At 68.1% G+C, this 25,642-nt stretch carries 23 protein-coding genes; 14 read left to right on the forward strand and 9 right to left on the reverse strand.

The annotated features are described in order from the left end of the window. Positions 1–115: 115 nt before the first annotated feature. Positions 116–1,678, forward strand: coding sequence for a carboxylesterase/lipase family protein (locus OR37_RS00005; protein ID WP_004615016.1), 1,563 nt, complete (start codon positions 116–118; stop codon positions 1,676–1,678). Then, positions 1,675–1,893, forward strand: a complete 219-nt coding sequence (locus OR37_RS00010; RefSeq protein WP_004615017.1) for a hypothetical protein — start codon at positions 1,675–1,677, stop codon at positions 1,891–1,893. The genes OR37_RS00005 and OR37_RS00010 overlap by 4 nt, the downstream gene beginning before the upstream one ends. Before the next feature lie 92 nt (positions 1,894–1,985). Here OR37_RS00010 and OR37_RS00015 read toward each other — a convergent pair whose 3' ends face one another. Genes OR37_RS00015 through OR37_RS00025 form a run of 3 tightly spaced genes read right to left on the reverse strand, consistent with a single transcriptional unit; the run spans position 1,986 to position 5,166 of the window. After that, positions 1,986–3,137, reverse strand: coding sequence for a DSD1 family PLP-dependent enzyme (locus OR37_RS00015; RefSeq protein WP_004615018.1), 1,152 nt, complete (start codon positions 3,135–3,137; stop codon positions 1,986–1,988). Positions 3,138–3,147: 10 nt separating this feature from the next. Next, on the reverse strand, positions 3,148–4,422 hold the full coding sequence (locus OR37_RS00020) for a D-arabinono-1,4-lactone oxidase (protein ID WP_004615019.1): 1,275 nt from the start codon (positions 4,420–4,422) through the stop codon (positions 3,148–3,150). Positions 4,423–4,470: 48 nt separating this feature from the next. Next, positions 4,471–5,166: a TetR/AcrR family transcriptional regulator gene (locus tag OR37_RS00025; RefSeq protein WP_004615020.1), complete on the reverse strand. Its 696-nt coding sequence runs from the start codon at positions 5,164–5,166 to the stop codon at positions 4,471–4,473. A gap of 286 nt (positions 5,167–5,452) precedes the next feature. On the opposite strand from OR37_RS00025, the gene OR37_RS00030 reads away from it, so the two are divergent. The 9 genes from OR37_RS00030 to OR37_RS00070 all read left to right on the forward strand — a co-directional run bounded on the left by OR37_RS00030 (position 5,453) and on the right by OR37_RS00070 (position 16,163). Then, positions 5,453–7,138 (forward strand): class I adenylate-forming enzyme family protein, encoded by a 1,686-nt coding sequence (locus OR37_RS00030; RefSeq protein WP_004615022.1) that lies wholly within the window; start codon positions 5,453–5,455, stop codon positions 7,136–7,138. Positions 7,139–7,223: 85 nt separating this feature from the next. Next, positions 7,224–8,168: a winged helix-turn-helix transcriptional regulator gene (locus OR37_RS00035; RefSeq protein ID WP_004615024.1), complete on the forward strand. Its 945-nt coding sequence runs from the start codon at positions 7,224–7,226 to the stop codon at positions 8,166–8,168. 83 nt (positions 8,169–8,251) lie between these two features. Continuing rightward, entirely contained in the window at positions 8,252–9,322 is a 1,071-nt protein-coding gene (locus OR37_RS00040) for an NAD(P)H-dependent amine dehydrogenase family protein (protein WP_004615025.1), read from the forward strand. Continuing rightward, positions 9,319–10,224, forward strand: a complete 906-nt coding sequence (locus OR37_RS00045; protein ID WP_004615026.1) for an SDR family NAD(P)-dependent oxidoreductase — start codon at positions 9,319–9,321, stop codon at positions 10,222–10,224. The genes OR37_RS00040 and OR37_RS00045 overlap by 4 nt, the downstream gene beginning before the upstream one ends. Positions 10,225–10,268: 44 nt before the next feature. Next, positions 10,269–11,489 carry an acetyl-CoA acetyltransferase gene (locus tag OR37_RS00050; protein WP_004615027.1) on the forward strand — a complete coding sequence of 407 codons (1,221 nt, stop codon included), beginning with the start codon at positions 10,269–10,271 and terminating at the stop codon, positions 11,487–11,489. Positions 11,490–11,491: 2 nt separating this feature from the next. After that, positions 11,492–13,282: an AMP-binding protein gene (locus OR37_RS00055; RefSeq protein ID WP_004615028.1), complete on the forward strand. Its 1,791-nt coding sequence runs from the start codon at positions 11,492–11,494 to the stop codon at positions 13,280–13,282. An 84-nt stretch (positions 13,283–13,366) separates the two neighbouring features. Next, positions 13,367–14,176, forward strand: a complete 810-nt coding sequence (locus OR37_RS00060) for a DUF1295 domain-containing protein (RefSeq protein WP_004615029.1) — start codon at positions 13,367–13,369, stop codon at positions 14,174–14,176. Between the two features lie 3 nt (positions 14,177–14,179). Then, a complete protein-coding gene (locus tag OR37_RS00065; protein ID WP_004615030.1) occupies positions 14,180–15,097 on the forward strand; it encodes an NAD(P)H-dependent flavin oxidoreductase in 918 nt (305 codons plus the stop codon). A gap of 94 nt (positions 15,098–15,191) precedes the next feature. Then, complete coding sequence (locus tag OR37_RS00070; RefSeq protein WP_004615032.1) at positions 15,192–16,163, forward strand: winged helix-turn-helix transcriptional regulator; 972 nt, start codon at positions 15,192–15,194, stop codon at positions 16,161–16,163. Here OR37_RS00070 and OR37_RS00075 read toward each other — a convergent pair. The 3 genes from OR37_RS00075 to OR37_RS00085 all read right to left on the reverse strand — a co-directional run bounded on the left by OR37_RS00075 (position 16,160) and on the right by OR37_RS00085 (position 19,471). Next, the gene (locus tag OR37_RS00075; protein ID WP_004615033.1) at positions 16,160–16,669 is read right to left on the reverse strand and encodes a nuclear transport factor 2 family protein; all 510 of its coding nucleotides are present in this window, start codon (positions 16,667–16,669) and stop codon (positions 16,160–16,162) included. The genes OR37_RS00070 and OR37_RS00075 overlap by 4 nt on opposite strands. Further along, positions 16,666–17,097 carry a limonene-1,2-epoxide hydrolase family protein gene (locus OR37_RS20545; RefSeq protein WP_004615034.1) on the reverse strand — a complete coding sequence of 144 codons (432 nt, stop codon included), beginning with the start codon at positions 17,095–17,097 and terminating at the stop codon, positions 16,666–16,668. The genes OR37_RS00075 and OR37_RS20545 overlap by 4 nt, the downstream gene beginning before the upstream one ends. Positions 17,098–17,164: 67 nt before the next feature. Continuing rightward, positions 17,165–19,471: a TonB-dependent receptor gene (locus tag OR37_RS00085; protein ID WP_004615035.1), complete on the reverse strand. Its 2,307-nt coding sequence runs from the start codon at positions 19,469–19,471 to the stop codon at positions 17,165–17,167. A 440-nt stretch (positions 19,472–19,911) separates the two neighbouring features. Between OR37_RS00085 and OR37_RS00090 the strand changes: the two genes are divergently transcribed. Beyond that, positions 19,912–20,322: a nuclear transport factor 2 family protein gene (locus tag OR37_RS00090; protein ID WP_004615036.1), complete on the forward strand. Its 411-nt coding sequence runs from the start codon at positions 19,912–19,914 to the stop codon at positions 20,320–20,322. A gap of 72 nt (positions 20,323–20,394) precedes the next feature. Here the strand turns inward: OR37_RS00090 and OR37_RS00095 are convergent, their stop codons facing one another. After that, complete coding sequence (locus OR37_RS00095; RefSeq protein WP_004615037.1) at positions 20,395–20,781, reverse strand: nuclear transport factor 2 family protein; 387 nt, start codon at positions 20,779–20,781, stop codon at positions 20,395–20,397. Between the two features lie 9 nt (positions 20,782–20,790). Further along, positions 20,791–21,609, reverse strand: a complete 819-nt coding sequence (locus tag OR37_RS00100) for an SDR family oxidoreductase (RefSeq protein WP_165570557.1) — start codon at positions 21,607–21,609, stop codon at positions 20,791–20,793. Between the two features lie 72 nt (positions 21,610–21,681). Here OR37_RS00100 and OR37_RS00105 point away from each other — a divergent pair, with 72 nt between their 5' ends. Next, positions 21,682–22,128: a nuclear transport factor 2 family protein gene (locus OR37_RS00105; protein ID WP_004615039.1), complete on the forward strand. Its 447-nt coding sequence runs from the start codon at positions 21,682–21,684 to the stop codon at positions 22,126–22,128. On the opposite strand, the gene OR37_RS00110 is transcribed toward OR37_RS00105, so the two are convergent. Next, positions 22,125–23,333: an acetyl-CoA C-acyltransferase gene (locus tag OR37_RS00110; RefSeq protein ID WP_004615040.1), complete on the reverse strand. Its 1,209-nt coding sequence runs from the start codon at positions 23,331–23,333 to the stop codon at positions 22,125–22,127. The two genes, OR37_RS00105 and OR37_RS00110, sit on opposite strands and share 4 nt — an antisense overlap. A gap of 232 nt (positions 23,334–23,565) precedes the next feature. On the opposite strand from OR37_RS00110, the gene OR37_RS00115 reads away from it, so the two are divergent. Then, complete coding sequence (locus OR37_RS00115) at positions 23,566–25,560, forward strand: TonB-dependent receptor (protein ID WP_004615041.1); 1,995 nt, start codon at positions 23,566–23,568, stop codon at positions 25,558–25,560. The last annotated feature ends 82 nt before the right edge of the window (positions 25,561–25,642 follow it).

Here is a 25,642-nt window from a genome sequence, read left to right on the forward strand (position 1 = left end):
AACTTGACGGGCGGCCAATATCAGGTCGCTGTCGGCGCGTCCTCGGCCGACCTGACCCTGAAAGGCGGCGCCAAGGTCGCGCCGCGCGCGCTGAAGCCATAACGGAAGGAACGTCATGACCCTTCGTATCGCCGCCCTGGCGGCTGTCACGAGCCTGGGCGCCACCCAGGTTCTGGCGGCCGATCCGACCGTTCCGACCACCTTTGGCCCCGTGGTGGGCGCCGCCGCCGAAGGCGTGGCCGCCTTCAAGGGCGTGCCCTTCGCCGCTCCGCCGATCGGCGCGCTCCGCTGGCGCGCGCCCCAGCCGCCGAAAGCCTGGACCGCGCCGCGCGACGCCAAGGCCTATGGACCCGACTGTATGCAGAACCCGTTCCCCGGCGACGCCGCCCCCCTGGGCGTCAAGCCGGCCGAGGACTGCCTCTACGCCAATGTCTGGACGCCGGAAGCGGCCTTGAAGGACAAGGTCAAGCGGCCGGTCATGGTCTGGATTTATGGCGGCGGCTTCGTCAACGGCGGCAGCTCGCCCGCCGTCTATAGCGGCGATCGCTTCGCCCGCGACGGCGTTGTGCTGGTCAGCTTCAACTATCGGGTCGGCCGCTTCGGCTTCTTCGCCCACCCGGCTCTGACGGCGGCCAAGGCGGACGGCGGACTGCTGGGCAACTATGGCCTGATGGACCAGATCGCGGCGCTGAAATGGGTGCGCGACAACATCGCGGCCTTCGGGGGCGATCCGAACAACGTGACGGTCTTCGGGGAGTCGGCGGGCGGCATGTCCGTTCACGCCCTGCTGACGGCGCCCCAGGCCAAGGGACTGTTCAACAAGGCGATCATCGAGTCGGGCGGCGGTCGTCCGCGGCTCTTGCCGGCCCTGCCGCTGACCGCGCCGCCCGGCGCGCGCTCGGCCGAGGCGGCTGGCCTGGCCTTCGCGGCCAAGGCTGGCGTATCCGGCGCCGACGCGGCGGCGCTGGACGCCTTGCGCGCCCTGCCGGCCGACACGGTGGTGGACGGCCTCAACATGGCCACCTCGGGCACGCCCACCTGGGGCGGCGGCCCGATGCTGGACGGCAAGATGCTGACCCGCGAGACGCTGGAGGCCTACAAGGCCGGCGCCTGGAGCAAGATGCCGGTCATGGTCGGCGCGACCAGCGCCGACGGCTTCTTCTTCGGCGGCAGCCGCGACCAGGTCTTCGCCCCGTTCGGCGCGCGCCGCGCCGAGGCCGAGGCTCTGTACGACCCCAAGGGCGACGGCGACATCAAGGTCTATGGTTGGGCGGCGGCGGGCGACCGCATGTTCATCGAACCCGCCCGCGCCGTGGCCAAGACCCTGTCGGCCCAGGGCGCGCCAGTCTATCAGTTCCGCTTCTCGTATGTGGCCGAGAGCCTGCGCGGGCAGTGGTGGGGCGCGCCGCACGCCACCGAGATCCCGTTCGTGTTCGACACGGTCGACGCGCGCTACGGCGCGGCCCTAACCCCCGCCGACGCGGCGGCCGCCAAGGCGGCGCACGCCTACTGGATCGGCTTCGCCAAGACGGGCGTTCCGGCCATGTCCGGCGGCCCGGCCTGGCCGCGCTATGAGGCCGCCTCGGACAGGATCATGGACTTCTCCTGGCAGGGACCCAAGGTCGTCGCCGACCCGCTGAAGGCCCGTCTGGACCTCGTCGAGGCCACGACCCCATGACGATGATCATCGTCGACTCCGACCAGGTCCGTCGCCTGCGGAGCTTGCTGCCGGCGATCACCAAGGCGCATCTGCAAGGCACGCTGGGCATCAGCGAGACCACGTGGGTGCGTCTGCGGGACAAGCGTCCGATCCGGCGCTCGACCTACGACCGGTTGATGCGCCGCTTCGCCGCCCTGACCAAAAGCCTGTCCGCTTCAAATGGACTCATTTGAGCGGACAAACAGGCTATCGATTTAAATGTTTAGAGCGCGTTCGGCTTAACCGCTCACGCTTAAGCCGAACGCGCTCTCGGCCGCAGCCGGCTTTAACGCGAACGTCCGCGCGCGGACACCGGCCACAGCGCCACCAGGGTGTCGCCCTCGACGACGTGGTAGGTGTCGTAGAGGTTCACCGTCGGGTCGCAGTGCGGCGCGCGCAAGGTGACGCGCTCGCCGAGAGCGGGGGGCGTCTGGCCCGGGGGCGGCAGGATCGCCCCATGCTCGTCGCCCATGAAGAAGTAACGCGAGCCCTCCGGCGCGCCGCCGACCACCTTGGGCGGGTCGGCGTCGGTCGACAGGGCCTTGTAGCCGGCGTCCACCGTGGCCAGAGCCGGCGTATTGGCGCTCACGACCCGGGCCTCGACGAACAACGACGGCTCGTAGGGGCTCTGGTCCGGGCCCGCGCCGGCGATGTCGCAGACCAGGTACTGGTCGTCCATGAACACGTAGGAGCCGACCTGTAACTCGGTGAAGAGGCCTAGCTCGGCGTCGATGCGGTGGGATCCGGTGCCCGAGCCGGTGACGATCGGCGGCGGGGCGCCGGCCGCGCTCAAGGCCTCGACCACCGAGCGGATATAGGCGCCGCGCTCCTCCACCGCGCCCTTGCGGTCGGCGAAGCCTTCGATGTGCTGCTGCATCCCGCAATAGCACTGCAAGCCGGCATAGAGCAGGCTCGGCTGGGACTGGATGGCCTTCAGCAGGTCGATGGCGGCGTCCGGAGAGCTGACGCCCGTGCGATGAATGCCGGGATCGAGGTCGATGACCACCTTCAGCGATTTGCCGCCGCCGCTGGCCGCTTCGCCTAGGGCCGCGACATTGGCGGGATGGTCGACGACGACCATCAGGTCGGTGGTCGCCGCGTTCAACGCGACCAGTCGGGCGATGGCGGGGGGCGACACCACCGGCGAGGTGATCAGGAGGCCGCTCGTGATCCCGCCCTCCGCGAGGGCCTCGGCCTCGCCGAGCTTGGCGCAGCAGAAGCCCACGGCGCCGGCGGCCCGCTGCAGCTTGGCGATGTCCACGCTTTTGTGGGTCTTGGCATGGGGGCGAAGCTTGATCCCCTTCTCGGCGGCGAAGGCGGCCATGCGCGCGATATTGCGCTCCAGGGCGGCGCGATCGACCACCAGCACGGGCGTGTTGAGCGCGTCGCGCGAGCCGGGAACGCCGATCAGGCCGGCGTGGAGGTCTTGGTCGGTCATCACGCTTCCTCTAAAGCCCGAAAAGCTGGGTCAGGTGAGTATTGGCGAACTTGGCCGTCGGATCCCAGGCCTGGCGGACCCGCAGGAAGTCGCCGACGCGCGGATAGAGGCGATGGACGTCGTCAGCGGTCAGGGTGTGGCGCTTGGCCCAATGCGGACGGCCGCCGCCGTCGCGCATCACCGCCTCGATCTCCGCGAACGCCGGCCGCCAAGGCATCTTGGCGTACTGGTGCAGCGAGACCGAGGCGCCGGGACCCGCGTTGAAGGGGCTCATCCAGATATCGTCGCCCGCGACCAGTCGGAACTCCAGCGGAAAGGTGATCGGCAAGCGGCGCTTGCGGATATGGGCGATAGCCGCCTTCAGGGTCGGGACGCCCCAGGCGCGGGGCAGTTCGTATTCCATCTCCTCGAAACGGATGTTCCGCTCGGCCGGGAAGATCTCGTAGGCGGGGCCGACACGACGAGTGGCCTTGCCCATGGTGCGCATGACCAGTCTCTGCAGCGCCGGGGTCAGCGCCGGGAGGGCGGCGCAGAGGTCGCAGATCGCGCGGAAGGCGCCTTCGGACTCGTCGCCGATCTCCCTGGCCGCGCGGCCCGTTTCGGTTGGCGCGATCGGGTGCAGGGACTTCAGGATTACATCGTCCGAATAGGGAAAGACGAAGAACTCCATATGTCGCGTGGCCGCGCTCAGCTCGTCCATGCGCTCGGCAACCTCCGCCAGCGGTCGGCGCTCGATACGTTCTTCCAGGTGATAGGCGGGGGCGACCTGGATCCGGATGGCGACGGCCACCCCCAGCAGACCCAGCGACAGCCTTTGGGCCTCGTGGAGGTCCGGATTCAGGTCCGGGCCGCATTCGACGAGCCGCCCGTCGGCGGTCATCAGGCGAAAGCCGAGGACCTGGGTCGACAGGCTGCCCAGCGCCGCGCCGGTGCCGTGGGTGCCGGTCGAGACGGCCCCGGCCAGGGACTGCGGATTGACGTCGCCCTGATTGATCAGCGACAGGCCCTCGGTCCAGAGGGCCGCCGTGAGCCGCTTGAGGCTCCATCCGGCCGGCGCCCACACGGTCTTGCGATCGGGCGCGATCTCGACGGCGCCTTCATAGTCGGAGAGGTTCAGCAGCAGGTCGCCGGTCTCGCAGAGCGGCATGAACGAGTGACCCGCGCCGACCACCCGGACCTTACGCGCCTGGGTCACCAGGGCCGCCAGTTCCGCGGCCGTGCGCGGCTTGGCCAGCTGGCGCGGCGAGGCCGCGACGCTGCCCGACCAGTTGCTCCACCCCGTCATCCTCGTCTCCCCGTACCTGTTTGGCAGGTATGATAGTTATAGCTACTATTATGGCAAGGCGTCGCTCCAAGGGCTTAGGGATGGATCGTCGAACGTGTCGAAATAGCGCTCGAACAGCAGGCAGACCTCGCGGCTCAGGGCGCGCGCGTCCTGGTCGGGTTCCTCGACGGCCATTTCCGCCGCTGAATAGATGAGCTCGACCATCATCTTCATCGCCAGGCGGACGCGGGCGTCCGGCGCGCGCGGATAACGTTGCTTGAGAACCTCGGCGAACCGACTGGCGACGCTGTCGCGCGAGGCGACGCGAAGCGCCTGCAACATGGGCACCGCGCGCAGGGCTCGGCCGATCGACGCGCCGCCCGGGAACCGCCGGGTCATCTCGATCATCTCGACCAGCATGGCGGCGTTCTTCTCGATCCGCTCGGCGGCGGTCGCGCCGTTCATGCCCCCGGCGTCGAGCCAGGCGAAGACCATGTCGTCCTGAGCCTTCATCAAGCGATCGCCCAACTCCTTCAGGATGGCGTGCTTGTTGGGGAAGTAGCGATAGAGCGCCGGCGGGGTCAGGCCGGCGCGCTTGCAGACCGCGTTGGTCGTCAGCTGTTCGAAGCCCATCTCGCGCAGCATCTCGCCCGCGGTCGCCAGAACCACCTCATAGGTGTCCTGACCTCGGGCCTGGGTCGGCCGCAACTTGGCGTCCAGGGCGATGTCGGGGGCGGCGGTCGGTCTGGCCATCGCCTTCGGCATGGCGTTTCTCCTCGAAGTCGGCCTGGACCGGGAGCGCCAGCGCGGCCCGGCGACGTGGCGGCGCGGGATGGTAAGTCTCGGAGGCGCCCTTTCGTGACGGCTTCCAAGTCGTAGTTATAACTATCGTTGTGGGCGAGGCTTCGTCTAGCGGTTCGTCCCGTCCGGAGGCGTGGGGCGATGGCCGATTTGAATTGCGCGGCCGGCGACATGCTTTCATAACGATACTTACCATTCGGCGCGCGGCTGGCGCGGATGGGTAAGAACAAAGCCGCCAGGGAGGATCGTCTTGCGTCCGAGTCCAGACGAGCGGATCGCCGCCTATCGCGAACGGGGTTGGTGGCGTGGGGTCACGGTGGATGATCTCTTTCGCCGCGCCGTTGCCGCGCGGGGCGGCGCGGAAGCTTTGGTCGATGCGCCCAACCGCGCGGCGCTGGTGGGCTCGCCGCCGCGTCGCCTGAGCTTTTCGCAAGTCGACGCCGAGGTCGACGCCCTTTGCGCGGTGCTAGCGGGGCACGGCGTTGGCCGGGGCGACGTGGTCGCGACCCAGCTGCCCAATCTGGCGGAGGGCGTCATCGCCTTCCTGGCGTGCGCGCGCATGGGCGCGATCCTCAGTCCGATCGCCATGACCTATCGCGAGCACGAGCTGGGCCAGATCCTGCCCAGCCTCGACGCCAAGGCGCTGATCACGGTGGGCGACTTCCACGGCTACGACCACGCGGCGATGCTCGTCCGGTTGGTCGGCGCCGGCGTCACGCGCGCCAAGGTCTTCACCTTGGACGTCAAGGCGCCCGAGGGCGCGTTGTCGCTGCCGAGCCTGATGGCCGCCGCCGGCGGCTTCGACGCCCCGTCCGATCTGGACGCCGCCGAGGCGCTGACAATTTGCTGGACCTCGGGCACCGAGGCCATGCCCAAGGGCGTGCCCCGACATCACGATCATTGGGTCGTCAATGGCGAGGCGCTCGTCGAGGCCGCGGAGCTGGGGGAGGGGGATACGATCCTGAACCCGTTCCCCCTGATCAACATCGCCGCCATCGGCGGGATGGTGATGCCCTGGATCCTCTGCCAGGGCCGGCTGGTTCAACACCATCCGTTCGATCTGCCCGTCTTCCTGGAGCAGATGGAGACCGAGCGCGTCGTCTATTCCGTCGCGCCGCCCGCCGTGCTGACCATGCTGTTGAGGAACGAGGACCTGCTGGCCGGACGGGATCTGTCGGCGCTGCGCTGCATGGGCTCGGGCTCGGCGCCCCTGTCGCCTTGGATGGTGCGGCGCTGGCAGGAGGCGTTCGGCGTCACGATCATGAACGTTTTCGGCTCGAACGAGGGATGCTCGCTGTTTTCGACGGGAGCCGCCATTCCCGATCCGGAGCAGCGGGCGCGCTATTTCCCGAGGTTCGGGGCGGAGGGGCTCGAATGGCCGAACGCCTTCGCCCGGAAGATCCGCACGCGCCTGGTCGACCCGGTCACGGGCGAGGAGGTTCGCGAGCCCGGACGACAGGGCGAATTGCGCATCGCCGGCGCGATGACCTTCGATGGCTACTGGAAGGCTCCGGACCTGACCCGGGCCGCGTTCGACGAGGACGGCTGGTTTCGCAGCGGCGACCTCTTCGAGATCGCGCCCGACGGGGACCGGCGCTTCTATCGCTTCGTCGGACGCAGCAAGGAAATCATCATCCGGGGCGGCGTCAATATCTCGCCGGCCGAGCTGGACGGTCTCATCGAGAGTCACGCCAAGGTGCGCGAGGCCTGCTGCGCGGCCTATCCCGACGAGCGGCTGGGCGAGCGGGTCTGCGCGATCGTCGCCCTGAAGGCGGGCGAGGCCGATCTGTCGCTGGAGGAGGTCAACGCCCACCTCCGCGCCCAGAACATCGCCACGTTCAAGCTGCCCGAAAAGCTGCGGATCGTGCCGGATCTGCCGCGCAACGCCTTGGGCAAGGTCCTGCGGCGTGATCTGGCGGGAGTCGCCGCTAGCTGAACAGTGATTATACTGACTTGCATAGGCGCACGCGTTCGGGCGATTTTATGGGGACCACGCGAGCGAGCGGTCGGACACCCGAAAGATGCAGTCTTCGAAATTCATCCGTACCTGCTCGATCTGGCGGGCGCTGGAAGTGGTCGGCGACACGGCCGTCCTGCTGATCCTCGAGGCCAACTGGATCGGGGCGCGGCGCTTCGACGACCTGCGGGAACGCACAGGGCTGTTGCAGTCCAAGCTCAGTGATCGTCTCAAGCGCCTGGTCGCCGCGGGCGTGCTTGAGAAGGTCCGCTATGTCGACGCGCCGCCGCGTTACGAATACCGCATGACCCGCAAGGGGCTGGATCTCTACTGGCCGGCGCTGATGATGCTGCGCTGGGAGCGCCGCTGGTCCCAGCGTTCGGGTGGCCTCAGGCTCAAGCTGCGCCATCGTCTCTGCGGTCAGGTGTTCGAGCCGGTCCCGACCTGCTTGACCTGCGGCGACGAGATCGATCCGCGCGATGTCGACTGGGCCGAAGGCCCGGGCGTGGGTTGGATGGCGCCGCTCTACAGCCGCCGCCGCCAGCAGCGCAACAGCGGCGAGGCCGAGTCCAGCCTGATGGTCGACGTGGCCCAGATCACCGGGGACCGGTGGGCGGGTCTGGTGCTGCGCTCGATCTTCACCGGGCTGCGCCGCTTCGACGAGATCCATCGCGACACCGCCATGGCCACCAATATCCTCTCCGAACGGCTGTCTTGGCTGATCGGCATCGGGGTGATCCGCCAGCATGAACTGACCGGCAAGCGCTTCGAATATCGCCTGACCGAGAAGGGCCTCGACTACTATCCGGTGCTTTTGATGCTGCTGCGCTGGGGCGACCGGTACTATGTCTCGCCCGAGGGGCCGCCGCTGATCCTACGCCACAAGTCCAACGCTCACGCGCTGGATCCGGCCGTGACCTGTTCGTGCTGTGGCCAGCCGGTGGAGCCGCACGATGTGACCTTCGAGATCCTCGAGGCGCCGGCCAAGACGCCGGAAAACGCGGCCTGACGGACGGCGAGGGAAAAATCCCGCCGAACATACTTTCATAACAAGACTATCCGGTCTAAGCTTTCTCCAACAAGGGAGGAGGCATGACGTTTCGCGTCATCCAGTGGGCCACGGGCGCCATGGGCAAGACCTGTCTGCGGGCGGTTCTCGACCATCCCGACATGACGCTTGTGGGCCTCTATGTGTACGGCGCGGCCAAGGCGGGGCGGGACGCGGGCGACATCGCCAAGCGCCCGGCGACCGGCGTCCTGGCGACCACGGACGTCGAAGCGATCCTGGCCCTGGACGCGGACGTCGTGATCCACTGCGCGCGCCTGGCGCCGCCTTACGGCTCGCACGACGCCGAGATCCTGCGCCTGCTGGAAAGTGGCAAGAACGTCATCAGTATCAACGGTTATAGCGATCCCCGCGCCTGGCGGGGCGAGCGGTTGGCGGCGTTGGAAGCGGCCTGTCGCAAGGGCGGAGCCAGCCTGATGGGCGCGGGCCTCAACCCCGGTTTCGCGGCCGAGCAGTTGGCGGTCGTCGCCAGCGGGATCTGCGCCGACATCGACGCCATCGAGGTGGTCGAGAGCGTCGACTGCCGCGCGGTGCGCAGCCCCGAATATGTCTTCGACGTCCTGGGCTTCGGTTCCGATCCGGCCAAGGTCGACCCGAACGATCCCGCCTGGGGACCGGCCTCGTCGCTGAACGGCATGTACGCCGAAACCCTGTCGGCGATGGCCAAGTCGATGGGCCTGTCCCTTTCGCGCATCGTTACCGAACACCGCGTGTTCGGCGCGACCGAAGCGCTTGAGGTCGCGGCAGGTACGATTGCGCAAGGGCGCGTGGCGCATGTGAACTGGCGGTGGATCGGCCACGCCGAGGGCGATAGGCGGCTGATCATGTCGATCCACTGGTTCATGGAGCCAGCCCATCTGGACGAGGCCGATCCGCCGCTATGGCGGCTCAAGATCCAGGGGCGGCCCGGCGTGCGCATCGCTGTCGATCTCGATAAGCATCCCGAGGACAAGACGCCGACCACGGCCGAGCAGTGGGCGGTGGCGGGCAGCGTCATCAACGCCATTCCCGTGGTTTGCGCCGCAGAGCCCGGTCCGGTGACCCGGCCGCTGGCTACGCCGTTCCGGTTGAACCCAGACCGGAGGGCGCTGGCATGACCGGCGGCGCGGATCTGGAAGGGCGGGTTGTCATCGTCACCGGGGCCGGCAAGGGCCTGGGGCGCGCCTACGCTCTGGACCTGGCGCGGCGGGGTGCGCGGGTGGTCGTCAACAACCGATGGACGGACAGGGCCCAGCCGTCCTCCGCCGAGGCGGTGGTCGCCGAGATCCGCGCCATGGGCGGCCAGGCGATCGCCGATCATGGCGAGGCCGAGCTGGCCGAGACCGGTCAGGCCTTGGTGGACCTGGCGCTCTCGACGTTTGGTCGGCTGGACGCGGTGGTCTCCAACGCCGGCGTGCCCCAGACCGCGCGCCTGCATCGCCAGACGGCCGAAGACTTCCAGCGCGTTTTCGACATCAATTTCCAAGGGGCCTTCCATCTGGTCCACGCGGCCTGGAGCGCGCTGTGCGCGGCGCCGGCCGGACGCATCGTGCTCAGCGCCTCCTCGGCGGGACTGCACGGCGGCGACGGCATGGCGGCCTACGCCTCGTCCAAGGCCGCGCTGATCGGCCTTGTGCGTGGCCTGGCCGTCGAGGGGCGACAGCGCGGCCTGATGATCAACGCCATCGCCCCCTATGCCGCGACGGCGATGACCACGCCCCACCTGTCGGCGCCGCTGGCCGAGCGGATGGATCCGGCCGACGTCGCGCCGCTGGTCTCCTGGCTAGTCAGCGAAGCTTGCGACATCAGCGGACAGACTCTGATCTCGGGCGGCGGGCGCCTGCGCGCGGCTTGGGCAGTCGAGGGGCCGCCGGTGCGGCTGGACGACGATACCGGCGCGGCGGTTCGCCTCGCGCTCGCGGAGGGGCCGCGCGAGACCTACGAGGACGCGCATCAGGCCTTCGCCGCCTTCATGGACGGCCGGCCGGCGTTGCGCGCCAGGCCGGAACTTCGGGATTGAAACAACGACGCGGCGGACGCCGCGCGCAGGGTGAGGAAACGATCATGGTCTACATTCTGGGCGGCTGGCAGAGCGACTTCTCCCGCAACTGGGCGCGCGAGGGCATGGAGGTGGTCGACGGCTTCGCCGAGGCGGTCGAGAACGGCCTTGAGGCCGTGGGCCTGGACGCCAAGGACGTCGAGAGCGGGCACGTCGGCAATTTCGTCGCCGAGCTGTTCGCCAACCAGGGCCTGCTGGGCGGCTTCTTCGGGCAGGTGCATCCCGACTTCGACGGCCTGCCGACCGCGCGGCACGAGGCGGCCTGCGCCTCGGGTTCGGTCGCCATCCTGGCCGCGAGCGCAGAGATCGAGGCCGGACGCTACGACCTGGCCTGCGTGGTTGGCCTGGAGCAGATGCGCAACGTGCCCGGCCAGCGCGCGGCCGAATATCTGGGCGCGGCCGCCTGGACCGGCCACGAGTTCCAGGACGCCACCTACCTGTGGCCCAGGGCCTTCTCCGATCTCGCCGACGAGTACGACCGCCGCTATGGCCTGAAGTACGAGCATCTGATGCGCATCGCCGAGATCAATTTCGCCAACGGCAAGCGCAATCCCAACGCCCAGACGCGGCAGTGGGCGTTCAACGACAAGAGCTTCACCGCCAACGACGAGTTCAATCCGGTGGTCGAGGGGCGCACGCGCAAGCAGGATTGCGGCCAGGTGACCGACGGCGCGGCCGTGATCTTCCTGGCGTCCGAGACGCGCGCCGCCGAATACGCCGCAAAGCGCGGCGTTTCGCTGGAGAGCTTGCCGCGCATCAAGGGTTGGGGCCATCGCTCGGCGCCGATCTCATACGGGACCAAGGTGCGGGCGAGCGCCGACAACCCCTATGTCTTCCCGCAGGTGCGTCGGGCGATCGAGGACGCGCGGGCGAGGGCGGGCGTGACCGACCTTGGCCAAATCGACGTGGTCGAGACCCACGACTGCTTCACCGCCACCGAATACATGGCCATCGATCATCTGGGCCTGACCGCCCCGGGCGAGTCCTGGAAGGCGATCGAGGCGGGCGATATCGAGATCGGCGGCAAGCTGCCGATCAACCCGTCCGGCGGGCTGATCGGCCTGGGCCATCCCGTCGGCGCCACCGGCGTTCGCATGGCCCTGGACGCCTTCAAGCAGGTCACCGGCCAGGCCGGCGACTATCAGGTCGAAGGCGCCAAGACCTGCCAGACCCTGAACATCGGCGGATCGACCACCACGACGGTCAGCCTGGTCGTGGGGGTCTGACCATGGTCGACATCCTGGAAAAGCCGCGCCTGGCGCCGTTCCGGCCGACCGACCTGATGCCGGTCGACCTTGACGTCGAGCGCCGCGCCGACGGCGCGATCCTGATCCGCTCCCGCGTGCCCTTGGCGCCGCACGACCCCAACCTGCCGCGCGCCTTCGCCGAGCGGGCGGCCAAGAGCGGCGACTGGCCGGCCCTTGCCCATCGCGGCCCGGACGGCCAGTGGTCCTACACCCGCTTCGCCGATCTGAAGCGCGACATGGACGCGGCGACCCAGTGGTTGATCGACCTTCCGGAAAAGGGACCGGTGCTGATCCTGGCCGGCAACACCCGCGCCTTTGCGGTGATCAGCTTCGCGGCCCTGGCTTCGGGCCGGAGCGCCTGCCCGGTGAGCACGACTTACGCGGCCCTGGGCGGCGACTACGGCCGCCTGGCCCATGTCATCGATAAGGTGAAGCCGGGTGTCATCTTTGCCGAAAATACAAAGGCTTGCGCGGCCGCCTTGTCGGCGCTCGACCTTGGCGGGGCGGTGATCGTCACCGGCGACCCGGAAGGCCTGGGCAAGCCGGCCATCGCCTATTACGCCATCCTGGAAACGCCCGTGACCGCCGAGGTCGACGCCCGCATCGCCAGCTTGCGTCCCGAGGATCGCGCGCTGCTGATGCTGACCTCGGGCTCGACCGGCCTGCCCAAGGTGGTGCCGATCACCTTCGCCAACCTGGCCGCCAACACGACCCAGTGCATCCAGACCATCGGCAAGGCGGCCGGCTGGGACAGCGTCATGCTGGATTGGCTGCCCTGGCACCACGCCGCCGGCGCCTTCGTGTTGCGGGCGACCCTGCTGGAGGGCGGTGTGCTCTACATCGACGACGGCAAGCCCGCGCCCGGTCTATTCGAGACCTCGATCGCCAATCTGCGTGAGATCTCGGTCCGCTATTTCAACAATGTGCCGCTGGGCTACGCCATGCTGGTCGACGCCTTGGAGCGTGATCCGGTGCTGCGGACCGCCTTCTTCAAGGACATGCGGCTGATGCTGTATGGCGGCGCGGGCCTGTCCCAGAGCGTCCATGACCGCCTGCAGGCCATGGCCGTGGCCGAGACCGGCCACCGGATCATGATGACCAGCGGCTATGGTATGACCGAGACGGTCTCGGCCTTCATGGTCATCCATTTCGAGAGCGACAAGGTCGGCATCGGCCTTCCGGCGCCGGGCGCGGTCGTCAAGCTATGGCCGGTCGGCGACCGGTACGAGGTGCGGGTGAAGGGCCCGCAGGTGACGGCCGGCTATCTGGACGAGCCGGAAAAGACCGCGGCGGCGTTCGACGACGAGGGCTACTACCGCACCGGCGATCTGGCGGTGTTCCACGATCCGAACGATCCGACCCAGGGCCTGGCCTTCGCCGGCCGCGCGGCCGAGGAGTTCAAGCTGTCCAGCGGAACCTGGGTCTATGGCGGCGCGCTGCGGGAGGGGCTGTTGCGCGCCCTGTCGCCGCACGTCACGGACTTGGTGCTGTGCGACGACGGCCGGCCCTATCTGGGCGTGATGCTGTGGACCAAGGGCGAGGTTGATCCAGCGGATATCGCCGAGCGGCTGCGGGCCTTCAACGCCGGCCAAACAGGCGGCGCCGCGCGGGTGCGCCGAGCCCTGGTCCTGACCACGCCGCCGGACGCCAACGCCCACGAGATCTCGGACAAGGGCACGATCAATCGACGCGCGGTCATCGACCGGCGCGTCGGCGAGGTCGAGCGCCTGTTCGCCGAAAGCCCCGACGCCGGGGTGATCGACCTTTCCTGAGATCGTCTGGAATTTCACGCGATCGATCATAAGCTTGAACGAAGAACATGACGTCAGCGAGAGCGCGGCGTCGGGGGAGATTTCATGCCGGACTACCTGCTGATACCGATCGTCAACGCCGGGGTGATCCTGGCCCTGTTCGTCGCGGCCTGGGCGATCTGCGTGGCCCAGCGCGACTGCACGCCCGTCGACAGCCTGTGGGGACTGGGCATGGGGGCGGTGGCGATTTCGACCTATGTCCAGACCGGCGGCGGCACGCCGCATCGTATGGCGATGACGGCGATCTGCGTGGCGTGGGCGCTGCGCCTGGGCGGCTACATGCTGTGGCGTTGGCGCGATCATGGGCCCGACGGCCGCTATGTCCGGATGCTGGACAAGGCCAAGGCCGAGCGTGGCTGGGGCTATGGCTACGCCGCCTTCCGCCTGGTGTTCGCGCTGCAGATGCCGCTGCTATGGCTGGTCTGCCTTCCGGTGCAGCTGGGCCAGCTGTCCGGCGCGCCCGCGACCTTGGGACCGCAGGGCCTGGCCGGCGCCGGCCTGGCGATCTTCGGCCTGATCTTCGAGAGTGTCGCCGACTGGCAACTGGTGCGGTTCCGCAAGACCCCCGCCAACGCCGGCCAAGTGATGGACAAGGGTCTGTGGCGCTATACCCGCCACCCGAACTATTTCGGCGACGCCTGTGTCTGGTTTGGGCTGTGGGTGATGGCCGCGACGACGCCGATCGGCGCGCTGTCGGTGATCGGTCCGGCGTGGCTGGTCTTCACCCTGACCCGTTGGAGCGGCGTGCCGACCGTCGAAGGCCGCATGAAGCGCAAGAAGCCCGGCTATGAGGACTATATGCGCCGCACCTCGGGCTTCTTCCCCTGGCCGCCCAAGCGTCCGGAGAGCGTCTGAGCGATGGCCCTGCCTCAAGCCATCGCCGACCGGCTGCGCATCCCCGCCATCGCCGCCCCGATGTTCCTGGTTTCGGGCGTCGACATGGTGCTGGGCGCCTGCCGCGCGGGAATCATCGGTTCGTTCCCGGCCAACAACGCCCGCACGCTGGAGGACTTCGACGCCTGGCTGGGCCAGATCGGCGGCGCGCTGGAGCCTGGGACGCCTTGGGCCGTCAATGTGATGGTCCATGGCTCCTATGCGCGCCGCGACGAGGAAATGGCGCTGATCCTCAAGCATCGGCCGCCGATCGTCATCACGGCTCTGGGCGCGCCCAGCGGCGTGGTGGACGCCGTGAAGGGCTATGGCGGGCTGGTGTTCGCCGACGTCAATTCGCTGACCCACGCCCGCAAGGCCGCGGCGGCGGGCGTCGACGGGCTGGTGCTGGTGGCTTCCGGCGCCGGCGGCCACACCGGCCCGCTGGCCGCCTTCGCCTTCGCCCCGGCGGTGCGCGAGATCTTCAACGGCGTCATCGTGCTGGGCGGCGGCATCGGGCTGGGACGGGCGATCCGCGCGGCCGAGCTGCTGGGCGCGGATCTGGCCTATCTGGGCACCCGGCTGATCGCCTGCGCCGAGAGCATCGCCGACCCGGCCTATAAGCGGATGCTGGTCGAGGCCGAGATCGAGGACATCGTCACCTCGGCCGCCCTGACCGGCATACCGGCCAACTGGCTGCGCCAGAGCCTGGCCGCCGCCGGCTTCGATCCGGCGATGCTGACCGGCAAGGCGGAGATCAAGCTGGGGCGGCCCGAGGAGACGGCCAAGCGCTGGAAGGACGTCTGGTCGGCGGGCCACGGCGTCGGCGCGGTGCGGGGCATCGAGCCGATCGCCGACATCGTCGACGACCTGGTCAGGGACTACGCCCAGGCGCGGGCGCGGTGAGGCGGCGCCGGCGCGACCGTTTGCGCCCGCGCCGGGTTCTGCGTACAGACGGTCAACCGGGGCGAACGACGCGCCCCGCCGAACCTGGGTCGCCATGGCGGAAGATAGCAGCGGGGACAGCCAAGCGCCCCGCGCCCTGAACCAACTCGTGCAGGCCAACTCCGCGACGCGCGCGCTGAACATCCTCGGCGACCGCTGGACCCTGATGATCCTGTACCTGGCGTTCTCGGGCGTGCGGCGGTTCGACGATTTCCAGGGACGGATCGGCCTGGCGCGCAGCCTGTTGACGGACCGCCTCAAGCGCCTTCAGGCCGCGGGCGTTCTGGTCAAGAGACCGTATGCCGAGCGCCCCACCTGGCACGAATACCGCCTGACCGAGATGGGGCGGGACCTCTACAGCGTGGCCCTGGCGCTGATCGGCTGGGAGCGACGCTGGTTCTTTGATCCGTGCAACCCGATCCACCGACTGCGCCATAGCTGTGGGGCCGAGTTCACGCCCCAGCTGCGTTGCGGCTGCTGTCGCCAGCCGGTCGGACCGCGCGATGTGGTCGGCGAGCCCGGGCCGGGCGCGGGTTATGAACCCTCGCCGCCGCCTCGCGTCCAGCGCCGCTCGATCGTGCCGTCCGAGGGGCTGAATCGGGGCAATCCGATGCTGGACCGGGCCTTTCAGGTGCTTGGCGACCGCTGGACCAGTCATGTGATCGCCTCGGCCTTCCTGGGGCGTCGGCGGTTCAACGAATTCCAGGAGGCGATGGGCATCGCGCCGAACATCCTGGCCGATCGGCTGGCGCGACTGGTTGAACTGGGCGTGCTGCGGCGCGACCTCTACCAGACGCGCCCGGACCGCTGGGAATACCGGCTGACCGAGGAGGGCAGGGGGCTGCACCCGCTGATCATCGAGCTTAACCGCTGGGGCGACCGCTGGCTGGCCAAGCCGGAAGGCGCGCCGCTGATCCTGCGCCATATTGCCTGCGGACACCCGCTGGACCCCCAGATCGTCTGCGACCAGTGCGGCGAGCCGGCCAATCTCGATACGGTGCGCGCGCCGGCCGCCGACGGGGTTTAGCGGGCCACGGGGCGCCCGATCATCTCCTTGACCTCTTCGGAGAGCGGCTCGCCGTTCTTCATGGCGATGCTCAGGCGGCCGTCGAAATATTCGCGCCACTCGTGGATCAGCTCGCCCCGGAACTCCAGGCTGCCGGCGTAGGGGATGGCGATGTGCTCGCCGGTATGGAACCAGAACTCATCCACCCCTTCCATGAACAGGCGGTGGTCGTTCTCGGCGTAGTCGAAGATCCGCCAGGCGTTGGTCTTGATCTTGGCGGCCATGGCGGTCAGCGCCTGGCGCATCGCCGCCTTGCCTCGGATCGCCGGCGCGAAGCCGCCCGAGTTGCGCCAGACGATGTCGTCGGTGACGTGGGCCAGAACACCCTCGACGTCCTGCTTCTTCCAGGCGGCGATGACGGCTTCGAGCACTTGGAACTTGGTCATGGGAACGGTTGCTTTCGCCAGGGTGGGGACAGTGGCCAGGCCCAGGGCGCCGGCGACGAAGGCGCGGCGGTGCGGCGTCATCGGCCGGCCTTCCGCGCGAGCAGGGCCTCGACCTGCGCGGTGAAGGGTTCACCGGCCTTCTGGGCGGCGATGACGCCCAGGTCGACATAGTCGCGCCAGCCGATGATCAGGTCGCCTTGGAACTCCAGCACCCCGGCATAGGGCACGGCCATGCGCTTGCCGTCGGTCGTGCGGTAGTCGTCGACGCCCTCCAGGAACAGCAGGTTCCCGGCCTCGGCGTGGTTGAAGATCCGCCACTGGATGTCGTGCATGTCGGCCTGGAAGCGCCGAAGCAGCTTCTCGGCCCCGGCCTTGCCGCGCACCGGCGGCATGCCCGGCGCGGCGTAGTGCCAGACGATGTCGTCGGCCATGTGGGCCAGCACCGCCTCGACATCCTTGGCCTGCCAGGCGGCGATCACCTCGGAGAGGATGGAAAACAATCGAGCCATGTCACTCCGCTCGGGAAGGAAGGGGGCACCGGACGCGACGAGGCGACCGGCGCTCGGGACGGGACGTCTAGAACTTGGTGGCGAGTTCGACGCCGAAGGTGCGGGGCGGGCCGAACGAGGACACCGCGTCGCCCAGGATGTCGATGATATTGGTGCGATAGACCTTGTCGCCGAGGTTCCGCGCCCAGATCGACGCCGACCAGGGTTTGTCCGGCGGCGCCAGGGTGATGCGCCCGTCGAGCAGGCCGTAGGGCTTTTCGGTCTGGACGTTGTCGGGGGCCCAGTAGAGCTTGCCTTGCTTCTTGTAGGCCAGTCGGAACTGAAGGGCGTCTTCCATGCCCAGGACGCTGGTCGTGTACTCGACCCCGGCCGACACTTGGTACTTCGGTGTCCGCTGCATGAAGAGGTTATTGTACGAGATCTTCGTCACCGGATCGACATAGTCGGTGTACTTGGCGTTCAGCACCGAACCGCCCAGCCATAGGCGCACGCCGTGGGCCGGGGCGATCTGGAACTCGCTCTCGACGCCCTTGATCTCGGCCGCGCCGGCGTTGGCGATGACGTTGCAGAGGCAGGTGCCGTCGGTGCGCTGCACCTGCAGGTCCGTATAGTCCATGAAGAACACCGAGGTGTTCCAACGCGCGCGGCGGTTCAGGAACTCCCACTTGTAGCCGGCCTCGTAATTGGTGACCGACTCCGGCCGATAGGCCTGACGGGCGGCGAAGGCGTTGGGCGCGTCGTTCTGGAAGCCGCCGCCCTTGAAGCCGACCGAAACGGTCAGATAGGTCATCAGGTCCGCCGTCGGGGTCCAGGTCAGGGTGGCCTGCGGCGTGACCTTCGACCACTTCTCGCCATACGGCGTCGAGAAGCCGGCCGCGTCGGTCAGAGGCGTTAGGGGCGTGGTGTCGTTCGGCTTGAACCGATCGCCCAGCGCGATGGCCTTGCCCAGCTGGGTCCCGCTCTTCTTGTCGGTGGTGTAGCGGACGCCGGCTTCCAGCTTCAGGGTGTCGGTGAACTTGTAGCCAAGCTGGGCGAAGGCAGCGAGGTCGCGGTTCAGGCCATGGTCGTCCCAAAGGCTCTCGCCGGACAGAGCCGCCAGCACCGTGCTCTCGCCCCAGAAGTGGTTCAGCTGATGCACCTTGTTGTGCAGGTAGAAGGCCCCGAGGATCCAGTCGAAACGGCTGTCTTTATAGTGCGACGTCAGGCGGAATTCCTGGGTGAACTGGGCGATGTCCTCGACGAAACTGACCGGTTCGGCGAACAGCAGGGGCGTGATGACGCCGTAGCCATTGGTCGGGCCGACGCCCGACTGGTCGTACATCGTGAAGGCCTGGCCGCCGCGATAACCGGTCACCGAGGTGAAGCCGATATCGGGCGTGATGTCCTTGTCGACCTTCAGGATGAAGCTGGCGGACTCGTGCTGAACGCGCTGGCGGGTCGGCGCGGCGTCGCCCTGATACTGCGGCCAGGTCGGCAGGCTCTCGCGGATCGACAGGCCGCCCCGCAAGGCGGCGATGGCCAGCCGCGCCTTGTACCAGGGCGCGAAGCACTGCGCGGCGGTGGTGCAGGTGGTCTCGCCCATGCCGACGCGGTTGGGACCATTGCTGGTGTCCCAGTTGTAGTCGGCGATGAAGCGAACGCGCAGGTCGCTGCCTTCCGGCTTGTAGAGCAACTGGCCGCGGATCTGCTTGGAGTCGAGGTTCTCCAGATCGACATCGTGCAGGATGTCCTTGGCGTAGCCGGAGTGGTTGATCGTCTGGAACGACAGGCGGCCGGCCAGGCTGTCGGTGATCGGGCCGGTCACGTGACCCGTGGTCTGCTGCAGATTGTAGTTGCCCAGGGTGACGGCGACATGGCCGCCATAATCGAATTGCGGGGCGGCCGAGATGACGCTGATGGCGCCGCCGGCGACGTTCTTGCCCAGCACCACGCCCTGCGGTCCCCGGATCAGCTCGATGCGGTCGGTGTCGTAGAACGAGGTGTTCAGATTGCCAGAGCGGCTGACATAGACGTCGTCGACGAAGGTCGAGACCGACTGGTCGGCGGTGGGGGCGGAAAGGCGGGTGTTGACCACGCCGCGGATGTTCAGCTCCAGCGCCTGCGGCGAGTTCTGGGTGAAGGACAGGCCAACGGTGGCGTGGCCCAGATCCTCGGAATTCATGATCTTGTTGCGCGCCAGGGCCTCGCCCGCGACGGCCGAGATCGACAGCGGCGCCTGCTGCAGGTTCACCTCGCGCTTCTGGGCGGTGACCACCAGTTCTTCCAGGGTGTTTTGGCCCTTTTCCGGAGAGGGCGGGGTCGCGGCGAAGGCTGGGACGGCCAGGCTGGCCCCCGCCAGCAGGGCCAGCACGGATGCGGATTGAGACAGTTTCATATGACCTCCCCGTCGTTGGGCCGCGCCGTCGTTCGGTCTTCGGGCCCGCCTGATGTCGATGCTCGCCGCGCGGCGAGTTGTTCTCGAATTTCGGGGCGACGGTTGGGGTCGAGCGGTTCTGACCAAGGCCTGGATCAGAAGCTTGCATAAGCCGAGACGCTTGCTCGATGGGGCGGCGAGAAAGGAACGCTCTGCCGCGCGCCGTGAAACCCAGCCGGACGCTCCTCCCTGTACCGTTGTTGTTCTAATTTGGCCTCTGAATAGGAGAATTGCCCGTTTAGTCTCGTAACGCAAGTCGCTATTTGCGGGCGCGTACCGGAGCGTCGATGTGGCGTCGGAAATGCGCGTTCTCCCATCGACAGAGAGTCCCTCGTCGCAATAAGTATTGATATGCAAGCTTATGAGCGCCGAGAGCGCGCGGCGAACCAATGGAGAGGAAAATGCCAAACACCGATCGCAAGGTCGCCCTGGGGCTGGAAATGGTCGAGGCCTGGAACACCCAGAACTGGCGCAAGATCGCCGACATGTTCACGCCCGACGGCGTACTGCATTCGATGATGGTCGAGCCCGTGGTCGGGCGGGAGGCGATCTATAAGCGCGTCCACGCGCTGTCCGACGGGCTGGAGTCGATCGAGCTGAAGATCCACAACATTGGCGTCGTCGGCGAGGTCCTGTTCGTCGAACGCACCGACACCTTCACCATTCGAGGCAAGTACGGCTCCACGCCCGTGGTCGGGGTGTTGGAGTTCGATGGCGACCTGATCAAGGTCTGGCGCGAGTATTACGACCGCGCCCACCTGCTGAAGGCGATGGGTCTGACCACCGACTTTGATCAATCTTCGCGTCACTGACCCGCTAAGAAAAAGGGCGGACACGCAAGTGTCCGCCCAGGTCGCGAGGCAGAGTAGAGAAGCGGAATGGAATTAGCGGCCGAAGGGCCGCAGCTGGGCCGACTTGGCGGAGTCGAGATATTCGTCCAGGCGGGTGATCAGCCCGTTCTCGATCTTGACCACGACGCAGGCGTCCATCGCCCACTTCTCGCCGTTTGGCAGGGTGGCCTCGAGGATATGCTGCTGCACGAAGCCGTCGGGCAGGGCCTCGACGCGCAGCACGCGGTAGAAGCGATCGGGCAGGGTCTTCACGAACCACGCCAGCACCTTCAGGTTCTGGTCGACGGTCTGCTCGATATTGTCGGTGTTGTGCCACAGCTTGGCGTCGGGGGCGTAGAAGGCGCGCACGGCCTCGCCGTCGCCATCCTGGATGGCGGCCACGAAGCGCTTGGCGAAATCCACATAGTCGGGCTTTGACATGTCGGCTCCTCAGCGGCCGGTGGTGACGCGCTCGCCCAGCAGCGAGCGGCGCATGGAGACTTCGAGGCCCTTGGGGTCGCGAGCCAGATTGGCGCGGACGTCGATGGCCATGAAGTCGGTGTCGACCTCGTCCGCCTCGCGCTTGATCGCCTTCAGGCCCGCCTCGGCGATCGTGGCCGGGGTTTCCTTGAAGCCCTCGACGTGGCTGGCCATGCGCGTGTCGACCGAGCCGACGATCAAGGCCACGACATTGGTGCCCTGGGGCAGGAGCTCGGCGCGCAGGCAGGTGCTCATGGCGCGCGCCGCGAACTTGGACGGGCTGTAGCCGCCCATGCCCGGCACCGCGACGATGCCGCCGGCCGACAGCACGTTGACGATCGCGCTCTTGCCGGCCTTGGCCAGGATCGGCGCGAAGGCGCGAGCCATGGTCAGGGGGCCAAAATAGTTGACCTCCATCTCGCCGCGCGCCGCGCTCAGGTCCGGCGCCTTCATCAGCGTCTGCATCGAGAACTGGCCGGCGTTATTGACCACGATCGTGACGTCCTGGCACTGAGCCGCGGCGGCCTCGATCGTGCTGGCGTCGCTGACGTCCAGCTTGACCGCCACGACCTTGCCCTGGCCCTCGGCGACCAGGTGCGCGGCGTTAGCCGGATCGCGCGCGCCGACATAGACCTTGGCCGCGCCGGCCGCGAGGAAGGCGCGGACGAACGCCTCGCCGATCCCGCGATTGCCGCCCGTGACCAGGGCGACGCTGTCCTTGATATCCATGCTTCCTGTTTCCTCCCTGCGCCGTCGTCGGCTCGGGCGCCTTGGCTGGCGTCTTGTCATGACCCTAGCATCATGGTCTTGTTATGCAAGTGATGCCGTCGCGTCAGAACGGCGAATAATTCGGGAGGACGCATGAAGATCGCGGGAGCGCTTTTGGCTCTAGCCCTGTTGGCTGGCTCGGCCCAGGCTCAGGACACAGACGCCAGCCGCCTGGCCACGGCGCGAGAGATGATCCACGCCTGGAAGGTGGCCGATTGGCGCAAGGTCGCCGATCTGTTCGCCGAGGACGGGTCGTTGAAGTCGATGATGCTGCCGCCGGTCAACGGCCGCGAGGCGATCTACGCGCGCATCGCCGCCCTGGGAAAGGGCGCGCCGGACGGGGTGACGCTGGACGTCGCCCATATCGGCGTGATCGACGGCCTGGTGTTCATGGAGCGCACCGACCGCTTCACCTACAACGGCCATCCAGGCGCCGTGCCGGTCGTGGGCGTCCTCGACATTCGCGGCGGCAAGGTCAAGGAATGGCGCGAGTATTATGATCGGGCCAGCCTGGAGAAGGCGCTGAAGGGCGAGCCTTAACCCGCCCGCTCCAGCACCATCGCCGCCCCGACGCCGACGCCGCCGGTCGCCACGACGAGGCCGGTCTCGGTGTCGAACTGGGCCATGTCGTCCAGCAGGGTCGTCGTCAGGATCGCGCCGGTCGCGCCCATCGGATGGCCCATGGCCAGATGGCCGCCATTGGGATTGAGGCGGTCGGGGTCGTAGTCGTGGTCGCGCTCGAACAGCACCGGTACGGCGGCGAAGGCTTCCATCACCTCGGCGACGCCGACCTGATCCAGGCGGAGGCCGGCGGCGCCGAGCGCCTTGTCCATCGCCGTCGGACCGGCCGTCAGCTGCAGCACGTGGTCGCCGGCCGCCTCGCCGAGCGCGCGGATTCGCGCGACGGGCTGAAGGCCCAGCCGCCGTCCCGCCTCCGCCGAGCCGACCAGGGTCAGGGCCGCGCCATCGGAGATCGGCGGGCAATGCGCGATGGAATGCAGGTGCCGGACCTCGTCGAGATCGGGGAGGGCGCCCAGCAGAATGTCGTCATAGCCCTGGGCGCCGACCGCCTGGAACACCGGCGGCAGCCGGGCCAGGGTCGAGCCGTCGCCGTAGTCGCGGATATTCTCGTCTCGATCCAGGACCGTCTCGCCATCGGCGCCGCGCATGGCGATGACGCGTCCGGCGTATCGGCCGGCGCTCCAGGCCGCCGCGGCGCGGCGGTGCGAGCGCAGCACGGCCGCGTCGAGGCTTTCGCGGGACAGGCCCTCGCGGGTCGCCAGCAGGTCGGCCGCCAGACCGACGGGAACCCATCCCATCCGTCGGGCCAGATCCATGTCGCTGTAGAAGTCGGCCTTGTCGGAAAGAAACGGCGATTGGGACATGCTCTCGACGCCGCCGGCCAGGGCCAGCTGGGCCTGGCCCGTCGCCACCCGCCGAGCGGCGTCGGCGATCGCGCTGAGGCCCGAAACGCAGAAGTTGTTGATGGTCAGGCAGGAGACCGTGTCGGGCAGTCCCGCCAGGATCCGCGCCGCCAGGGCCAGGTGCCCGCCTTGCGGTCCGCTCTGGGTCACGCAGCCGAGAGTGAAATGGTCGATCGTGTCCAAGGCCTCGGCCCGGTTTCGCGCCTTCAGGGCCTCGACCAACTGGGCGATCAGACCCGCGGGCTTCAGGCCGGCCAGCGAACCGTCAGGGCGTCCCTTGCCGCGCGGGGCGCGGACGGCGTCGAAGATGAACACATCCATGGAATGGCCTTGGCGAGTCTGGGCGTGTCTTGCCCTCGCCAGTAGCTTGCATAACGAGATTAATCAGGCAATGACGATCGCGTCGCGGCGATCGCCGCTATTTGCCCGCGCGCTGGGCGCGGCGTGACCGAAAAGCATCACAAGCTCCGGGCTCGCACATTCCCGCAAACGGGCGCTTGCCAATGTTACGGTATAACATAATAAGGCGTGGCTTGTTTTTAGGAGAAGCCATATGCGGCTGCGTTCGATGTTGTTGACGGCGTCCAGCGCCGGGATTCTGCTGGCCTACGCGGGCGGAGTCCAAGCGCAGGATCTTGGCCATTCCGTGTCGGAGGTGGTGATCACCGCCTCGCCCCTGGCCGGGGATCCCGATCGCTTCGCCACCATCGTCGAACAGGTCAACCGTGATCAGGTGCTGAGCAATGGCGGCGCCAGTCTGGCCGACGCGCTGCGTAATCTGCCCGGCGTGGCGGGCACGGGCTTCGCGGCCGGCGCCAGCCGTCCGGTGATCCGCGGCATGGACGCCCAACGCGTGAAGCTGGCCGAAAACGGCCTCTCCAGTTCGGACGTCTCGGACGTCGGTCCCGACCACGGCGTGCCGATCGATCCTCTGGCCGCCCAGGACATCGAGGTCGTGCGCGGCGCGGCCACCCTGCGCTACGGCAGCCAGGCGATCGGCGGCGTGGTCAACGTCATCAACAACCGCATCCCGCGCAAGCCGATCGACGGCATCGAGGGCGAGGTCACGAGCGCCTATGGCTCGGCCTCCAGCACGGGCGAGGGCACGGTCATGATCGACGCGGGCCAGGGTCCGTTCGCCGTACACCTGGATGGCTTCGGCCGTCGCGCGAGCAACTATGACACTCCGGACGGCGTCCAGCCCAATTCCTGGTTCCACGGCAACGGCTATTCGGGCGGCGCGTCCTATTTCTTCGGGGACGACAGCCGCGTCGGCGCCAGCGGCACGCACTACGAGGCCCGCTATGGCATCCCGTCGGACACCACCTTCATCAGCATGAAGCAGGACAAGGGCGCGTTCGGCGCCTCGGTCAAGGTCGGCGACGGCGTCCTGAAGCGGATCAATGTCGACGCCGGCTACGCGAACTATACGCATAGCGAGATCGACCCCAGCACGATGGAGGTCCAGTCGACCTTCAACAACAAGGAGTGGGATGGCCGCGCCGAAGCCCTGTTCGGCCCGCTGGGGCCGCTGTCGGCCTCGGCCCTGGGCGTCCAGATCCAGGATCGCAAGTTCAGCGCCTTGGGCGAGGGCGCCAACTACCTGTTGCCCACTCACACCCGCAGCGCCGCCGGCTTCGCCTTCGTCGAGGCGCCGGTCGGGCCGCTGGATTTCCAAGGCGCCGCCCGCGTCGAACACGTTCGCATCGACGGCACGCCGGGCACCGGCGTTCCGACGCGCCGTAGCTATACCCCGGTCAGCGTCTCGGCCGGCTTCAGCTACCAGGCGTCCGACGCCCTGCGCCTGGGCCTGACGGCCGCCTCGGCCGCGCGCGCCCCGGCCCAGACCGAACTCTTCGCCCGGGGGCCGCACGACGGTCCCGGCACGTTCGAAACCGGCAATCCCGACCTGAAGATCGAACGCGCCAACTCGCTGGAAGCCACCGCCCGCTACAAGCTGGGCGGCGCCGGCCGTATCGAGGCCTCGGCCTGGGCGGCGCACTTCAGCAACTACATCTATGGCGGCTTGACCGGCCGGATGTGCGACGATGACGGAACCTGCGCGCTAAATGGTTCGGGCGACCTGAAGGAGCTGAACTACGGCCAGCGCGACGCCCGCTTCTGGGGCCTGGAGGCCAAGGCTTTCTTCCCGCTGAGCGATCTGGGCGACGGCAAGCTGTCGGGTCAGGTGCTGGGCGACTATGTCCGCGCCAAGTTCACCGCCGGCGCGGGCGACGTGCCGCGCATCCAGCCGGGACGCATCGGCGGCGGCCTGGACTGGGCCAACGACTCCATCGACGCCAGCTTCCTGGTGATGGCCGTCTCCAAGCAGGACCATGTGGGCGTCGCCGACACGCCGACCGACGGCTACACCTCGGTCGACGCCCAGGTCCGTTGGAAGCCGTTCAAGGCCAAGCCGGGCATCGAGCTCATGCTGGTCGGCCACAACCTCGCCGACGAGACGATCCGCAACGCCACGGCCCTGAACAAGGACTCCGTGGTGATGCCGGGCCGTGACGTGCGCGTGGTGCTGAGCGCCAAGTTCTAGACCGGACGCGGCCCCGTCTGGATGGAAGGTGGGACGTCGGGCGGCAAACCCGGCGTCCCATTTGCTTTTCCGGCCGGCGTTT

The sequence above is a fragment of the Caulobacter vibrioides OR37 genome (genome assembly GCF_000372645.1).
GTDB classification, from domain to species: domain Bacteria; phylum Pseudomonadota; class Alphaproteobacteria; order Caulobacterales; family Caulobacteraceae; genus Caulobacter; species Caulobacter vibrioides_E.

Coding starts and splice junctions, on each gene's coding strand:
- OR37_RS00005 (WP_004615016.1), top strand. CDS start 116: ATGACCCTTCGTATCGCCGCCCTGGCGGCTGTCACGAGCCTGGGCGCC.
- OR37_RS00010 (WP_004615017.1), top strand. CDS start 1,675: ATGACGATGATCATCGTCGACTCCGACCAGGTCCGTCGCCTGCGGAGC.
- OR37_RS00015 (WP_004615018.1), bottom strand. CDS start 3,137: ATGACCGACCAAGACCTCCACGCCGGCCTGATCGGCGTTCCCGGCTCG.
- OR37_RS00020 (WP_004615019.1), bottom strand. CDS start 4,422: ATGACGGGGTGGAGCAACTGGTCGGGCAGCGTCGCGGCCTCGCCGCGC.
- OR37_RS00025 (WP_004615020.1), bottom strand. CDS start 5,166: ATGCCGAAGGCGATGGCCAGACCGACCGCCGCCCCCGACATCGCCCTG.
- OR37_RS00035 (WP_004615024.1), top strand. CDS start 7,224: ATGCAGTCTTCGAAATTCATCCGTACCTGCTCGATCTGGCGGGCGCTG.
- OR37_RS00040 (WP_004615025.1), top strand. CDS start 8,252: ATGACGTTTCGCGTCATCCAGTGGGCCACGGGCGCCATGGGCAAGACC.
- OR37_RS00045 (WP_004615026.1), top strand. CDS start 9,319: ATGACCGGCGGCGCGGATCTGGAAGGGCGGGTTGTCATCGTCACCGGG.
- OR37_RS00050 (WP_004615027.1), top strand. CDS start 10,269: ATGGTCTACATTCTGGGCGGCTGGCAGAGCGACTTCTCCCGCAACTGG.
- OR37_RS00055 (WP_004615028.1), top strand. CDS start 11,492: ATGGTCGACATCCTGGAAAAGCCGCGCCTGGCGCCGTTCCGGCCGACC.
- OR37_RS00060 (WP_004615029.1), top strand. CDS start 13,367: ATGCCGGACTACCTGCTGATACCGATCGTCAACGCCGGGGTGATCCTG.
- OR37_RS00065 (WP_004615030.1), top strand. CDS start 14,180: ATGGCCCTGCCTCAAGCCATCGCCGACCGGCTGCGCATCCCCGCCATC.
- OR37_RS00070 (WP_004615032.1), top strand. CDS start 15,192: ATGGCGGAAGATAGCAGCGGGGACAGCCAAGCGCCCCGCGCCCTGAAC.
- OR37_RS00075 (WP_004615033.1), bottom strand. CDS start 16,669: ATGACGCCGCACCGCCGCGCCTTCGTCGCCGGCGCCCTGGGCCTGGCC.
- OR37_RS20545 (WP_004615034.1), bottom strand. CDS start 17,097: ATGGCTCGATTGTTTTCCATCCTCTCCGAGGTGATCGCCGCCTGGCAG.
- OR37_RS00085 (WP_004615035.1), bottom strand. CDS start 19,471: ATGAAACTGTCTCAATCCGCATCCGTGCTGGCCCTGCTGGCGGGGGCC.
- OR37_RS00090 (WP_004615036.1), top strand. CDS start 19,912: ATGCCAAACACCGATCGCAAGGTCGCCCTGGGGCTGGAAATGGTCGAG.
- OR37_RS00095 (WP_004615037.1), bottom strand. CDS start 20,781: ATGTCAAAGCCCGACTATGTGGATTTCGCCAAGCGCTTCGTGGCCGCC.
- OR37_RS00100 (WP_165570557.1), bottom strand. CDS start 21,609: ATGACAAGACGCCAGCCAAGGCGCCCGAGCCGACGACGGCGCAGGGAG.
- OR37_RS00105 (WP_004615039.1), top strand. CDS start 21,682: ATGAAGATCGCGGGAGCGCTTTTGGCTCTAGCCCTGTTGGCTGGCTCG.
- OR37_RS00110 (WP_004615040.1), bottom strand. CDS start 23,333: ATGGATGTGTTCATCTTCGACGCCGTCCGCGCCCCGCGCGGCAAGGGA.
- OR37_RS00115 (WP_004615041.1), top strand. CDS start 23,566: ATGCGGCTGCGTTCGATGTTGTTGACGGCGTCCAGCGCCGGGATTCTG.